Raw genomic sequence first — 15,103 nt, 5'->3', positions numbered from 1 at the left:
ATAAAATGGAAGAATCAATAGATAAAGTTCCTCCAGAAAGCAATCGCCCACTTAAATCTGCAGGGGTAATCTTTCAATTCTATTTACTTGTTATAAATTTGTAAGACATTCGTTTTCTGTTTTACAGTGAGCACAAATTGCAAACTCGAATTACAGGAGATGAAATAAAAATCAAAAAAAATGATTTTAATGTGTAACTATTCCTAAAATCCTCTACTAAATAAGTACGAACAAAAACTTATACATTGAAAAAAGAAGATCAATTCAATCAGATTCTATCGGAAAATAGCGAGCGGATACTTCGAATATGTCGCTACTATAATTCCAATGCCGAAGATCAAAAAGACATGTATCAGGAGGTATTGGTTAACATTTGGAAAAGCCTCGATAATTTTAGAGGCGATTCGGCTATTAGTACCTGGGTGTATCGCGTTGCCGTAAATACATCCTTAAGCTTTACCGGCAAAAGTTACAAGCAAATGAAGCTTATGGTACATTCCGATACTCAAAACCTAAGCTCTATTATCGATGATGAAAACTTAGAGGATAAGCTCAACGAGGAAAGCCTGTTCGACAACTTACAATGCGAGCTAAATTTGCTTTCGGTGATCGATAAGGCGCTAATATCGCTGATGCTTGAAGGACTAAGCATGAAAGAGATTGGGAATGTTATTGGACTTAGCGAAGCCAATACCAAGGTTAAAATCCACAGGATTAAAGCACAGTTAAAAACAAAACTTACGGGAGGTAATCATGAACTTAAATAAATCAGAAGGAGAAAAAGTAAAGCTGGATCAATTGCTTGTAAAATTAAAAAAGGAAGACAACAATTATTCCAATCTGTGTAAAAGATTAAAGCTTATGTATTGGATTCTAATTCCCATATACACACTCATGGCAATTGTTACCTACCTTGAAACAATGGAGATGAATAATCTTATATCAGGATTTAGTTTTGTTGGAGCTTTTTTAATTTTTGCTCTTGTTATGGGAAGCTATCAAAAAGAGTACAAAAGCGTCGATTATGCCCTACCAACCTTGCTCATGCTAAAAAAAGCCGCCGCAAGATATCATCCTTTCAGACCTAAAACCCTGTGGGCACTACTTGCCATTTTATTAATGTATGCAGGCATAAGCTCCAGGTCAGATATTGATTCCCACTCCTTCTTTCATCCGCTTGTTTTTAGTATTGTGATGATTGCTGCAGTAATAATAGGCTTAATCGTGTGGTATTTTAAATACAAGCCACTTAGAGACCATGCCCTGGCAAACATTGCCGATCTTGAAGGATAATCAATATTTTTGTGAAATATGCCAAGCATCTCCAAGGTGCTTAGCATGTTTTCTTCCCCAGAGCACAAGTTCTAAAGAACATTCTCATTCATACTTAAATTGTGTGCCGGAATTATCCCCTAACTTCATGAGCCAGTGTCTTATTCTGTTTGTATTATTAATGACATTGTAAGATAAACTCTATTCTCCCTGAGTTATCATCATAGAAAACATATATTACTCCTACATCTCCCCACATTAAACCAGCATTGTCCTCCGAGTCTATCTGAAATAAAAGTTTCATGGAATTCCCTTCATTATCTTTTGGTGTTGATTCTCCTTGAACCCACCTTGGGTATCCTCCCAATTGACTTTGATAGCTCTGTTCTCCAATTAGCTTTGCAACTACCTGCGCATAACTGTCCCAAGGTTTATCTTCGTTAAGAACACAAGATAAATTTGAGGCATTATTGCAGTGTAAATCTATCCCCTCCCAATCGGGCAAGGATTGAATGGCTTGGCAAGAAATTTCACAATACTTCGATTTTCCCAACTCTTTTGGTTTCTCAATGTATTCAATGTTTTCTTTCTGCGTTTTTTGATAGATCTTTACTAACCAACCATCATTCTCAGTATCCCAGGGAAATTCATCCCAGTCATAATAGAACTGGATCAGTTCAATGTTTTCCGGCAACTCCAATTCTGCAGAATTAAACAGCTGAAAAATAAAATTCAAAGGTTTTCCTTTTTTAGTTCTTGGCCACTCTTCCCCTTTTTCAAAATATGCTTGTCCCCCAAAATGAGAATTTAATTGAGAGTTATTAGGTGGTCTCGAGGCTGCTAAAATCTCAAGTTTTGTTGTTGGTCTAATTAAAGGTTTTACCAGATTTTCCAAATCGGATAATGATTTTAAATCCAATTCATTTAATTCCTTTCTATATGCTTCAAAATGGGAATCAACTGTCTCGGTCTTACTTTTATCACCAAATATTTTCTTCCAAAAACTCATTTTACAATCTGTTTTTATGCTGTATACAACTTTTTACTATCCTTTTGAAGTTACCTAAAAGAAGGTACTAATCTATGTTCCGATATAGTAGCCTGTTTTAATTTATCTAATTTTCCCCAAATATAAAGGGAATATTACCAGGGACTTCTATTCCCATTTTTCTAGTCGTTTCATACCAACTCAATACATAATTCTTATCTTCTTCGCTCTGTATGGTAGCAAGTCGGATTGTATAATTGTTCCATGACTCAAGAAACACTTTTGCCATTAATTGAATTTTTGCGTCATTATCTGTCAAGGCTTTTAAGAAATCACCTGCAACAGACCAACCGCTAAATCTATTAAACAATCGAAGAATAATTTTCTTACCTGTTGAATCTGTTAAATCATACAACGTTCTTAGTCTTTTAAAATCAATGCCCTGTTTTACAAGTATACTTTCTGCCGCTCTCCTTGTGCTCACAGGATTTTCAGATTCAAGAATTTGATAAGCATTTTCTGTTCCAATAGTATTGTCAAGATTGTATATTCCAATCAAAGATGCAGTTTTGATTCTTGCTCTGTCTGAATTCAAATATTGGTTTAGAATTGGAAGCTCACCTTTGTCTGCAACTTCTGATAAGCCAAGAATTGAACCTATAATCAGTTGATTGTTCGATAAGCTTTCCTGATATATCTTTTTAAAATTACAGTCACATATTGTGCTTAATAATCGTCTCGCTTCAGCTCGCACTTGAGTAGAATTATCAAAAACCAATATTCTTAAGATTGTTTCATATTCGTTAATATCCTGATTTGCTATCATATTAACAGCAACTTGTCTAACTTTTTGTGACTTATCTTTGAGTAACTTTACAAGAACGAGTTGTAAATCATCTATTTTATCCGAGTGTTTAATCATTAAAAGCCGAATCAAATAATATTTATCGGTCAGCATTTTATTGATCATCTCCTTATCTATTAATCCAGCTTTTACAAACGTTTTATAATAAAAAAATCTATCCCCTTCACCAAGCTCCTTTATTTGTCCTGGCTTGAGTGGATTTGAAACAACTGAATTAATAATTTGATTATAAAGCTCAGATAAATCAGTTCTTTCAATATGTAACAACCAATTTATCAACTTATGCTTTTGAATAAAATAGAGATTGTTTTCTCCAACTAAAAATTTCTTTAACGCTTTTTCGGCTATTTGTCTAATCTGAGGAACCCAGTCTGCAAGCCGGAAAAGTATAAATGGAATTGTGTTTTGCGCTTGAAATTCAATCAATCTGCTAAGAGCCATAGCTCTTAAAAAACCATTTCCATTCATGGATGCAACACACAAGAGAGTAATTTCTAGCTTTTTATCAAAACGATTAAATTTCTTAAGATCTGATATATTTATTCTAAAATATTTGAATGTTCCGTACAGTTGTTTGTGCTTAATTACCTGAATAGAATTAAATAATCTATCTACTGTTTGCGCAGCCTTATTTGCAATTGCAAAATCAGAATTCAGGGTATAGTCAAATATTGTTTCTATTTGTCCAAACTCATCCAACTGATCAAAATCGGGAATATATTTTTCTGATCTGCCCATACTTTTTAATTCACTTTTTGTTTTCTTTCCTAATATTTTTTCAAGAATATTCATTAATTGTAGTATCGTTATTCCAATAAGTCCTATGTGTTAATGTCAACCATATTGTTGTTCATATAAAATCTCTTTATAATATTCGCAAAGTACGAACTATAAATTTGCGCTAGCTAACTCATAAATATCTATTAAGAAGTCTAGATCTTACGAATCCACCTATTCCGATTATACCAACTATCATAGATACGATAAAACCAAACTTGGATTTCGATTTTGCATCTTTGACATCATACAGAATTTCATCCAGATGGTTGGAAATGCGAAATACAGTTGGTCGCAATTTGTTTATCTGATTTCCTTTAATCCAAATTGTCAAACCTCTGGATTTCTTTATTTTGTTTGCAATTTTTTCAAATTGAAAATTATATCCATCCTGACCGATATTTTTCGTTAAAACAAATACTTGCTTCTCGTTTTTTAGCCTAAACTCCAACTCCGATTTAATACTTCCAGATCCTCCCGAACTCTCAATCTTCTTATATAAAACTTCAACCCTTTCGAGTTTTCCATTGCATTCAATTAAAGAACTTTCAAAAGTAAATAGAGTCGAAGCAAAGAAATAAACGCCACATATTATAGAGGCTATTCCAAGGCCTAATAATTTTATTGGATCGAAATAAAGATTCATGATTTCAATTTTCACTATAGATTACTCAAATCTAATTCCACCTAATAAATTACCAAAATTCGTATACCGAATTCGAAAATCATGAGCTACAAGCCCGTGCTATCGCAGATTACATCTTTTTCAAGACTACTATTACAAGTGTAACAACAAGCATTAGTAGGAATAAGATTAAAAAGATACTCGCAAATTTCAGTAGTTTTTTCAGAGTTTTACCCAATGTATATTTTCGGTATTTTTTATAAGCATACAAATACCATATCACAGTTAATAGTAAAGAGCCGCCAGTGTATACATCGTATCCTATCAGCAAGGATAGAAAGAATATGGGTACCCCAAAGAAAAAGAGCAAGCCCTGGATATAGGCATTTATCACCAGATGTTCTCCATAATTATCGGGTTTCCCAAACACGAAAAGAGCAACTAATGCAAAAAATGGCAACAAGAGAAATGATAAATAGTAGTAATATTTATATACAAATTCAACTAACTTTATTTTTGAAGCTTCCTGCTCTTTCATAAAATCTGCTTGCTTTTTGCTGATCTTAGAACTATTTCCATCTTTGGAATAGGTACTAACTGTAGTCTCAGAAGATTTTACATTCGTATTTGCAGATAGGTTAATTAATTCCTCGGAATATAAATTTAGAACGAAAACCGAGAGTGCTGTTCCAATGGCAAAAAATGTAAAAGGATTGGTATATTTTTTTCTCGTTCCATTCAAATATTTTCCAAATACGACTTGAGGTCTTACTATCAAATCTCTAAATGTTACAAAAAATCTATTGTCCCAACCAAATGAAACCAACAGACCAGATAGTAAACTTTTTATACTTATTCTCTCATTAACAACCTTTGCACCACATTCGTTACAGTATTTATCTTCCGAATTTAATTGGAAATCACAATTTTTACAGTTCATTTACATCTCTTTTTTGCAAGCATTTATTGGGAATCCCAACTTAAAAGTTCATCTCTTTTTTATTTCAAGTTTCTTTCCTTTAAGAGTTTTGACAACTCTTTAATTTTAAGCTTGTTCTTAGCCGCTATAGGCAGATAAACCATGGGAAGAAAAGTTAACAAGCCCAAGCCATTTTTAACCGTGCTATAAATGGCAATTCCAATCAAAACACCAAAGATTACCGGATCATAAAGCTTAGTGGCTTTCATTCTTTTTGCTTCTTGTAACAACTCTTCGTTTGTTAATTCTGCTGTATTTTTTTGCTGCATTGTTATTCTATTAGTGGTTAATTTTTTTCCTAAAAATTTTTATTGTATTCAAAAAGTAAGAGCTATAAATTTGCACTAGCTGGGGAAATATGCTTAGCGTGTTTTCTTAGCCATACCAATCAAACTCCTCATAGATCACTTTATACGCCTCCTGCTACCGCACGAGTCCTCTCGTGTGGTTTTACATTACTACCACAACACCCTCCAAAATCCCTTTCTCTCCTCTATAGTCTCTGGCACTGCTGTATATATAATCTTCCGGGAAGGAAACTAGATCATCCTCAACGGGATTATTATGAATGTAATTTATTTTTTCATCAAACACTTTATTACTCCATAACTCAATTGGTTTATTATCGTGTTGCCAAAACTGATACTGCTTTACATTAGACGATTTTGCCCCTGCTTTTAGGAATTGTTCTAACATGTATACGCTTCTACTTTCTATACCATTATCTTTTATTGCCTTAACTAAAGCCTTACTTGTAAATCTCTTAAAATCACCTAAAAGCAATTCTGGCTTTTGTCCATCTACACTTCTGAATATTAAATGAACATGATTTGTCATAATACACCAAGCAAAAATATCCATTCCCTTATGCTTTTGACAATAACGCAAACTGTCAATTACAATTTCTTTATATTCATTTTTGGTAAATACATTCAACCATTCTACCACTGCAAAACTTACAAAATAAACTCCTTCTGGATTTTTAAATTTATAATTTCTACTCATAACATGATTTAGATCGATAAAAATATTAACGTAACATAAATTTCGAATACAAAAAGCCTTGTAATTCTGCCAAATTATAATTTTATAATTAGACTTTTACGATTACCACACGAAAGGATTCGTGCGGTAGCAATGCATTCACAAAGCACAAGCGGCTCATCATAGATCCATTAAAAAACCTTTCCATTAATTAATCCATCAAGAAGTAGAGAAAATTTATGAAATTCATTTTCCATACTTTCCTGGCTTGAGACTCTCACACCCGACTTACGTTCCAATGTCATACAGTTATCAACTGTCTTAAGATTATAACTTCTGTATTTATCAGCTATCAATTCGTTTCGTAGATCTTCATTTTTAAAAATAGATGATAAGGATTTTTCAATATTCTTGCTTGGCTTTAGACCAATTCGCTTATCAAACTCTTTGTATCCAGTTTTACGCCCCGATGAACCAAAGATTTTATCAAAATAATCCTTTCGCCAAATTGACAATTCTACTCTCTCCTTTTTGGCTTTTTTGGCTGTAATAATAATATCGCAATCATTGTATTCGTTCTTTTGAAGTGGAAATTCATAAAGTCCTGTGTGTATATTTATTTCTAGACCCCTATATATAAATTCAATTCCAAACAGAAACATACCGCCAGCCATATTACCACCATTGATCTTCTGCTTCGGCATAGAGAAACTTCCTCCCAAAACATGAGCGGTTTGTTTCCACAATTTTACTATTTCAATTGCATTGTAATCCATTTCTTATTATTTGCTGTAACCATTGAATTTAAATAGCATGAGCTATAAAATTGCACTAACGAGAGAAATATGCTAAGCATGTTTTCTTAGCCATACCAAGCAATTTCCTCATAGCTTACTTTATCTGCCTCCTGCTACCGCACGAGTCCTCTCGTGTGGTTTTACATTGCTACCACAACACCCTCCAAAATCGTTTCATTTATACAGTTCTTCTTTAGTTTATCAATTCAATCTACAACTTCCTATTTCTTGCGACTTCTGGTTTGTAGCTCCCAGGTTGCCATGCCAATAATTAAATTTCTTTAAATGTTGTTATTGCATTCGCAAAACACGAGCTACAAGCTCGCGCTAGCTGGGGGTTATCCTTCTATTCCAATATCTTCAATATTTTTCTTCAAATCAGTTTCTACAGTAATAGCATGTCCCCAAAATATATCTCCATCATTAAAATTCATTTGAAACTCATCTGTATCATTAAGGTTAATTGATTCAAGGTAAATCCTGGAAATGAATTCATCAGCTGTTAACGGCTTTTCATCTTCCTCCAACCAAGTCTCATTTTTTAAGCTTAAAAGTTCCTCACAAATCTTTTCTTTTATATAAGTATCCCAATCTTGATGATTCTGTACAATTAAAACTGCCTTCTTCTCTATACTATCTAATTTGTCGTGTTCACCTATTAAACAGACATCGATCAATCTTCCGTTCCAGTCCGTTTTACCTTCAAACCAATCAAGCCTCCTATCAAGTTCAAACTTACCTAAGGTTAAACTTTCATAAATTACCGGTTCTTTTCGTTTGGCTAGAATTTTTTCTAATCTCTCATTCTTAATATTTGATTTTAGCAATTTATTCAGCCTTATCCTATTTTGGTTGTATTGTGTATATTCCTCACCCGAAATTTGTACTATAGATAAAGGTTCAATCCCTTTTACTTTTGTGTCAATTGAACGTATTTTTTTAGTGACATAAATATTGTCTTCAATTATCTCGGAGTTATTTTTAATGTATGCAAAAAGTGTAAATGACATCGAAGTATCCTCCATAAAAGAACTCTTTACAACTCCATCTTCAGTAACAATACCCGTAAAAATATCTTCATTATCCTCTACCTTTGCTAATCGGAATATTTCTCTTAATCTTTTCATTTGTGAGTTTTACAAACAGTTTCATTAATTAAGCACAACTAGTTTGTAACAGTAATGCTATTGTTGTTTTATACCAAAGACCTCCATTGCATTCGCAAAACACGAGCTGCAAGCTCGCGCTAGCTGGGGAAAATATGCTAAGCATGTTTCTTAGCCATACCAAGCAAATTCCTCATAGCTTACTTTATCTGCGCGTCCTTCAACCTGTTCTTCTCACTTATTTCATAATACTCGGTAAAAATCCGATAGAGTTTTTCGGTTGCATCATTTAAAGAACTGCACCACCATCCATAAGATATAACTTCTCCATTATCATTTCTTTGTGGGATACATTGCGAAGTCATAATCCAATTCAATACATTACTCTCAGCTTCTAAGATCCCTCCAATATAAATACCGACATTTCCTTCCTCTGCAAAAAACACCTTAACTTGATTACTCATAGCACTCGTTGTAAATGAACACGACTGTCCCATCAAAATAGCATTTTGCAGCCTCGATGAAATCAACTTCCTTGTTCTTGCCAAATAATCATCACTGCTGAAAAATGTCTTCTGATCTGCATATTCATTCAGCAAATCATTCATGTGACTCAAGTAGTAATCTTGTCTTTCTCGTGACAAAACATCAAAAGACTGTAGCTGCTCGTATACAGCATCCCAATACTCAACCTCTTTTCTCTTCTTCTTCCCAAGGTTCAAGAATCTCTTTTTAGTTTTACTACCTTCAAATAATTCAATAAGATTAGACCTTTCCGAAGCTGTTGTTTCGGTCATTTGTAATTCGGTTAAGATATGAGCTCTCAACCACCTATTAAACAATCTAAACAATTCTTCCTCAGCAATATCATAATACGACAACAAAGGTTTGATCACCAAGTAGGCAATATCATCCCTATACCTTTCTGCAATACTAATAGGCCGAAAATCAATCTTTTCAATTAACTTTTTTCTTAACTCATCAGGCTTTAAGGATAAATTAAACATCTCTGAAATATCATCCTGACTCCAAAGCTCAACATCAAATTCAGCAGCCAAGGCATAGTCACTATCCTTAATAACGAGTCCGGCTAAAGCAATAATAATTTTATGAGCTTTTATAATTTGGTTCTTACTGTGCCATTGATGTATTAAATTTCTAATGGTAAGAGTACTATTCTGGTAATTCTTACATTCCACAATAACCTTTCGGTCTCCAATCTCAGCAACAACATCAACCTCATACTTTGCAATCCAAACATTTCGACTAGTTTTAAATCCAGCCACACTAAATATGTGTTCCACTGCCAGCTCTAGCGAATCTCCTCTTTCTCTTGGAGTTATTTTACTTGGGCTTTCCATTGTTAAAGTATTCATTGCTTAAGGTTTTTGAGGTATTGGATTATAAATGCATACATAATTACACTAATTAGCAATCTCGCGCTAGCGCGAACTTATTATTAATCGAGGAATGACTTAGGAATTAATGCATTACTATCATGAAATTCTTCAACTAAATGAACATGGTTCAAATCTGATATTGCCTCGAACGGTATGTGTTCTAGAACAATCATCTGAAAATTTCCTTCATTCTCTTTTCTTGTTGCTACAAAACTATTTAATAATTCAAAAGCTTTTCTAATCTTATAGTCATCAGTCTCAGGAGAATCAGGTTTTCTTTTTCCATTTGTTCCATAATATGGTCTACTTGGTTGATCAATTAATAATAATGGTGCAACAAATGGTGATTTATTTTGAAAAATAACTTCATGCATAGCCAAGGAAAAAAACAAATGTAAAAACATATGATTTGAACTACTACCAACATTTTCAATATAAGATGTTTTAGGTTTTCTCAATAACAATGTTTTATTTTTATAATCTAAAACTGGTTGATATGTCGCATAATTAGCCAAAGCTTTTTCCGAATTCTCAATATATTCACATATAATTTCTTCAGTTAATTTGATTGTTAATTCTCTTTTTTCTTCAGTACTGTCTATTACTAATTTTTTAATTTTTTCCTCTAAATCTTTTATTTCTTTATCAAAAGTCGATCGTAGTGATGAAGGTTCTGACGATAATAATTCAAGTTTTGTTTTAACTTGTCCAAGAAAAAAGTATTTCTCCTTTTCACTTTTAAAGTTTTTATTTTCTTTGGGGAACTGATCTAATTTTGTCTTAATCTCACTAAGCTTATACTCTAAATCCTTAATATTATCATTAACTTGTCGATCAATAGGTGTATTTGTCTTGTAAGCATTACGTATAGAATCTAAATCCGTAGTTAACGAATTTAAAAGATCATCAAATATTGATGTCTTAATTATCTCATGATCTTTGTTTTTTAAGAATTCAATAGGTTTTAAGCTATCATTTAGGTTTTTAATTGTTGATTTATACTTAGTATATTCTCTGGAAAATTTCTTAATATTTCTTATTTTTCTTTGCAAAGTATAAAAAGATAATTCTAATTTTTCCTTATCACTTTTTATTGATTGCTTTACTTCAATTCCTTTAATAGCTTCTTCAAGTTCTGTAATTGCATTTTCCGAACTAGTATCTACTTTAATTACATTATATTCCTTTGCTTTTCTCAGTATGTTAGTTCTTTCTTTAGCAAAATCATTTGCTTTAGAAACTATTCTATTATTCTTTCGATTCAGTTTTGCAAGTTCTTTCTCTAGTTCAGCTTTCTTCTCAGCTTTTAAAACATTTTCAACCTTTTCTATTCCTAGTGCTAAATCAAATATTCTTGGTAGAGCTTCCTTATACCTTATTTCATTTTGTTTATCGAAAAATACCCCTTCATCATTTTCTATTATATTACCAGAAATTGTATTAAACATTAAAAAATATCTCAAAGATATTTTTGTTCCAGCTTTTATATAATTACTTCCAAAATTTGTTGGGAATTTTGCATCACTATCTATTCTAAATTCAGTCTCAAGTATTGATTTTATAGCAGAATCGGAATTGTTAGATACGACAACAGTTGGTGTTTCTCCAAAAGATGAGAAGAAATAATCGTTAGAAACTTTTCCTTCAATAAGTGCCTTCCTTGCTATTGTATATTTTTTATCATTTATTGAAATATTTATACCATACCATAGAATATTTTCATTAATCATGCTTTCAGAAATCCGAGATTTGCTGGAGAAAAGGCAGTAGTCAACAATTTCAAGTATTGCACTTTTACCAGTATGACTACCTCCTGTGATTATATTTACTTTGTTTGGCTCAAATTTTATCTCTCGTATTTTACCATTTTTAAGCCATAATATTATCTTGTTTATATTAAAATTCATAATTCAATTCTTAAATTTAAAAATAGGTTTGTATCTCTTTCTGTGAGTAGTTCTGAAATATTATTAGCCGCTTTAAATATCTTATTAGCCCTATTTCCCATCTTCTTATTATACTCTAATGGTTTAAGCATTATTAATGTACCATCTTTAAATTCAGCATACTCCATGTCTGTAAGATATTGAATGGATGATAATGATAAACTTAACGAGTCATAATATCTCGCGTTGAAATTTGAAAAAAAACTTGTTTTCTCTGATATTAATTTTTCAATGCTTTTAACTTGAGTATTTGCTCTAGATAAGTAATTTAAGCTTTCACTGTGAGTCACAAATGGCAATATTAAAGTCGCTTTTGCTATTGTCAATTCTTCAATATTGTTTAGAATAGAACCTATTGCTAAAGCGCCAACACCTATATTATTATAATCTACCTTCATTTCTTATATTTTTTCCAATCTTTTCGCCAGCCAATAACTGGTTCATCAGACAACGAATAATACCTACCATTACTCAAATCAACATCTAATTCTTGTTCTCCTAGTTTTAGATTATTTCTCAAAATAATTTGCAATAATTCTATTCCTTTTATATTATATTCTTCCTCAGATACATTTCCTAAATATTTAAAACGAAACTCTCTATTCCATATGTTTAGAGCGTCATTTTTTAGACGTAATAATTCATCTTGAGTAACATCTCCTTCTTGCTTCCAATTTTCAAGGTTATCCAATAATTTAATTTTAAATCGGCTTAGTTCAGAAATTAATTCAAAATCATCTTGCTCTACAAAACCTATTTCTTTTAATTGCTTAATAAAAACTTGATCCTCTAGGTTGTCGGGCAGTATTCCATTATACTGCCGAATATTTAGATTTTCATTTCTGTAAGTATCGAAACATCGACGATACTTCTTATAAAAATTATCAAAAGTGATTTCAATTTTTTCTCCATTTTTAATATTTAAAAAATTATCTGCTCTTATACTTGAGTCTAATAATGCAAAACAGTCATTTATTTTATTCAAAGGAATCATTTTAGACTTTATTGCACTCTTACACTTTTTAATTAGATCATCATCATCTAAATGAAAATAAGTATGCATTAGGAACTTCTCAAGAACAGCACCTTCCATATTATTAACATCAGAAACATAACCTTTTAAGTCATCATCTTTTGTGCTTCTTTTTAAATTGTTGAAGAATGACCGAACATCTGCCACTTTCTTTCTTCCTTTTTGAAGGTCTTTAATATTATTAATAACTTTATTAGAAGTATTTGATGATTTATTACTTGCTAAAACAAAACTTACTTTTTTTATAAAATCCAATTGAGCTTGTTTATTTGCTCTTCCATCATTTTCATCGGTAATCATCTTAGACCAATTGGAAAGTGTTTTCCACATATCTAAGTCTGACGTAGTTAAATTAGCTGGACTATTGTCTGCTTTTCTTTTAATAGTGTGTTTCAATTGATAAAGCAGTACATAATCATTATTCAGATCACAGTGTACATCATCTTTGACTTCTAGTCCAACTGATTCACTGGGAGATAGTGAAATAACCTTCCATAGAAAGAAATAATATTGATAATCGAAACCAATGGATTTAGTTTCTGCCGCAGTTTTTTCTGCGTATGTTTTATTACTCATAACATTATATTGTTTATGAAGTGATGTCCTTGAAAAAAGCTTATCTTATTTGTAACATATAATATTGTTGTTATTTTTTAAAAATTGTTGGTAGCACATTCATATTGTGAGACAACAACGCTTATAATACAACTGTAAGTGATTTTAAGAGCATACCCCTTAAACACATCTCACTCCCTAAAATTAACAATAATTACCAAATCAAAAAAACATATTATTCTTATTGTAGACTTTACTATTGCATTGGAAACAAATTGTAATGGGTAAAAAAGAATCTCACTTGTGCAGAATAGAGTTTATCATACAGCAAATGGAAAGTAATTTGAAGTAAATACAATTGATTTTGACTTAAATGGAAAGTGTTTTACCATCAGAATAAAGTGTTTTGAGCCGAATAGAATTTCTAAATAAGTGAAAGTGGGCTAATTTTCTATTTATCACCTCATTACATTTTCAATAGAACCAGAAATACTATAATCTTTATTTTTAGCGCTTTATAGAAATATTTCATGAGAATATTCTTTTTACCTAATGTTTCTTATTCTTGAAAACGTCATTTTTTTCGTGAATCCCTTGTTTTTTATGTTTTTAATTGACATCCTGCAACTTACACTTCTAGGGCCTGTACCTACTTTATATAAATCTCTGATTATATACGCATTAACTATTTAACTAAATGATAATTTAGAGTTTGTAAATTAAAATTTGGCTAAAAAACAGGATCAATCAGTAAAAATATTATTTCTGTATCGCCCAAAAACACTGAGCTTCTGAGGATTGATTTAAAAAATGTATTTTTTTTCGTGTTTTTTCTTGTCTTCTTTCATAGCTTTAATAGAGAAGACATACTTAATTTATTTATGAACCAAAAATCCATGTTATGAGTTTTATCTTAACAATTATTAGCACTATTAAGAGTTTTATCTCTTCAACAGAAGAGGGTTATTCTGAAAAATCGGATAATTTTATTGAGAAAGCACCTCCTCTTGTGGAATCGGGCATCTTGCCACAAGAAGCTACCGAGGCTTTAATTGCCACCTTGAAAAAGATAGAAGAGGCTCGCAAGCAAAAAAATGCCGCCATTAAAAAGGCTCACGATTCGCGTAAAGAGTTTGTAGATCTTAAAACGGGTGGCGACAAGCAGCTGAGAGAATACAAAAAAGCAATTGACATGCTTCCTAGTGTTCCTATCGAAGCTAAGAGAGAACTGGGCTTGGTAGATGAAAAGAAAACGGAAGAGAGTAACAACAAGCGTCCAGATTTAAGAGTAGAACTGGCGGCTGGTGTTCCCAAAATTACTTATACCAAAAGCCCTATGCATGGTATTAAATTGTATTCTAAAATTAACGATGGGGAGTACAATTTCGAAACCACTGTGAACCTTTCCCGCTTCGACGATACCAGAGCCAAATTGAATCCTAAGGAGACCGAGGTAAGAGAATATTACGCCTACTACCTGTACAATGGCAAAACAGTGGGTAAAAAATCGAATGTGGCGAGAGTGGTTTTGGAGCCGATTGATTAGGAAAAGCGGTTAGCGGTTAGCGGTTAGCGGTTAGCGGTTAGCGGTTAGCGGTTAGCGGTTAGCGGTTAGCAAGATGCATTTTTCGGATAAGAACAGCGAGCTAAGTGCAAATTAAAAAACTAAAAAATCCAGTAAGATGTGCCTTGCTGGATTTTTTAATATCATAGACACTCGAATCTTGCACTACCGTACAATTGGTGAGTTCTCCCCTTTTAGGGGAAACGAAGCGA

The 15,103-nt window shown here is 32.3% G+C and carries 15 protein-coding genes; 3 read left to right on the top strand and 12 right to left on the bottom strand.

What is annotated here, in order from left to right; translation table 11 throughout:
• The first annotated feature begins 245 nt into the window (after nucleotides 1-245).
• Both GCQ56_RS07930 and GCQ56_RS07925 read left to right on the top strand, forming a co-directional pair.
• Complete coding sequence (locus tag GCQ56_RS07930) at nucleotides 246-767, top strand: RNA polymerase sigma factor (protein ID WP_152733928.1); 522 nt, start codon at nucleotides 246-248, stop codon at nucleotides 765-767.
• Nucleotides 754-1,293: a hypothetical protein gene (locus tag GCQ56_RS07925; RefSeq protein ID WP_152733927.1), complete on the top strand. Its 540-nt coding sequence runs from the start codon at nucleotides 754-756 to the stop codon at nucleotides 1,291-1,293. Before GCQ56_RS07930 ends, GCQ56_RS07925 begins: the two co-directional genes overlap by 14 nt.
• Before the next feature lie 157 nt (nucleotides 1,294-1,450).
• Here the strand turns inward: GCQ56_RS07925 and GCQ56_RS07920 are convergent, their stop codons facing one another.
• The 12 genes from GCQ56_RS07920 to GCQ56_RS07865 form a co-directional block, all read right to left on the bottom strand.
• Nucleotides 1,451-2,281, bottom strand: coding sequence for a DUF1963 domain-containing protein (locus GCQ56_RS07920; RefSeq protein WP_152733926.1), 831 nt, complete (start codon nucleotides 2,279-2,281; stop codon nucleotides 1,451-1,453).
• A gap of 106 nt (nucleotides 2,282-2,387) precedes the next feature.
• On the bottom strand, nucleotides 2,388-3,917 hold the full coding sequence (locus GCQ56_RS07915) for a hypothetical protein (protein WP_152733924.1): 1,530 nt from the start codon (nucleotides 3,915-3,917) through the stop codon (nucleotides 2,388-2,390).
• Between the two features lie 118 nt (nucleotides 3,918-4,035).
• Nucleotides 4,036-4,548, bottom strand: a complete 513-nt coding sequence (locus tag GCQ56_RS07910) for a hypothetical protein (RefSeq protein WP_152733922.1) — start codon at nucleotides 4,546-4,548, stop codon at nucleotides 4,036-4,038.
• Between the two features lie 109 nt (nucleotides 4,549-4,657).
• Nucleotides 4,658-5,467: a DUF3667 domain-containing protein gene (locus GCQ56_RS07905; protein ID WP_152733921.1), complete on the bottom strand. Its 810-nt coding sequence runs from the start codon at nucleotides 5,465-5,467 to the stop codon at nucleotides 4,658-4,660.
• Between the two features lie 59 nt (nucleotides 5,468-5,526).
• Nucleotides 5,527-5,775: an FUSC family protein gene (locus tag GCQ56_RS07900; RefSeq protein ID WP_152733919.1), complete on the bottom strand. Its 249-nt coding sequence runs from the start codon at nucleotides 5,773-5,775 to the stop codon at nucleotides 5,527-5,529.
• A gap of 181 nt (nucleotides 5,776-5,956) precedes the next feature.
• Nucleotides 5,957-6,511: an REP-associated tyrosine transposase gene (locus GCQ56_RS07895; RefSeq protein WP_152733917.1), complete on the bottom strand. Its 555-nt coding sequence runs from the start codon at nucleotides 6,509-6,511 to the stop codon at nucleotides 5,957-5,959.
• Nucleotides 6,512-6,681: 170 nt separating this feature from the next.
• A complete protein-coding gene (locus GCQ56_RS07890; protein WP_152733916.1) occupies nucleotides 6,682-7,266 on the bottom strand; it encodes a hypothetical protein in 585 nt (194 codons plus the stop codon).
• 359 nt (nucleotides 7,267-7,625) lie between these two features.
• Nucleotides 7,626-8,414 carry a DUF2262 domain-containing protein gene (locus tag GCQ56_RS07885; RefSeq protein ID WP_152733914.1) on the bottom strand — a complete coding sequence of 263 codons (789 nt, stop codon included), beginning with the start codon at nucleotides 8,412-8,414 and terminating at the stop codon, nucleotides 7,626-7,628.
• 179 nt (nucleotides 8,415-8,593) lie between these two features.
• Nucleotides 8,594-9,769 (bottom strand): restriction endonuclease, encoded by a 1,176-nt coding sequence (locus tag GCQ56_RS07880; RefSeq protein WP_152733913.1) that lies wholly within the window; start codon nucleotides 9,767-9,769, stop codon nucleotides 8,594-8,596.
• Nucleotides 9,770-9,852: 83 nt separating this feature from the next.
• Nucleotides 9,853-11,700 (bottom strand): DUF3732 domain-containing protein, encoded by a 1,848-nt coding sequence (locus GCQ56_RS07875; protein WP_152733911.1) that lies wholly within the window; start codon nucleotides 11,698-11,700, stop codon nucleotides 9,853-9,855.
• Nucleotides 11,697-12,137, bottom strand: a complete 441-nt coding sequence (locus tag GCQ56_RS07870; RefSeq protein WP_152733909.1) for a three component ABC system middle component — start codon at nucleotides 12,135-12,137, stop codon at nucleotides 11,697-11,699. Before GCQ56_RS07870 ends, GCQ56_RS07875 begins: the two co-directional genes overlap by 4 nt.
• On the bottom strand, nucleotides 12,134-13,348 hold the full coding sequence (locus tag GCQ56_RS07865) for a hypothetical protein (protein ID WP_152733908.1): 1,215 nt from the start codon (nucleotides 13,346-13,348) through the stop codon (nucleotides 12,134-12,136). The genes GCQ56_RS07870 and GCQ56_RS07865 overlap by 4 nt, the downstream gene beginning before the upstream one ends.
• Before the next feature lie 880 nt (nucleotides 13,349-14,228).
• On the opposite strand from GCQ56_RS07865, the gene GCQ56_RS07860 reads away from it, so the two are divergent.
• A complete protein-coding gene (locus GCQ56_RS07860) occupies nucleotides 14,229-14,873 on the top strand; it encodes a hypothetical protein (protein ID WP_152733906.1) in 645 nt (214 codons plus the stop codon).
• The last annotated feature ends 230 nt before the right edge of the window (nucleotides 14,874-15,103 follow it).

Source organism: Marinifilum sp. N1E240 (assembly GCF_009295825.1).
In the GTDB taxonomy this organism is placed as follows: Bacteria; Bacteroidota; Bacteroidia; order Bacteroidales; family Marinifilaceae; genus Marinifilum_A; species Marinifilum_A sediminis.
Note: the sequence above shows the minus strand (reverse complement) of the source record. Positions and strands in the feature narration are given on the sequence as shown.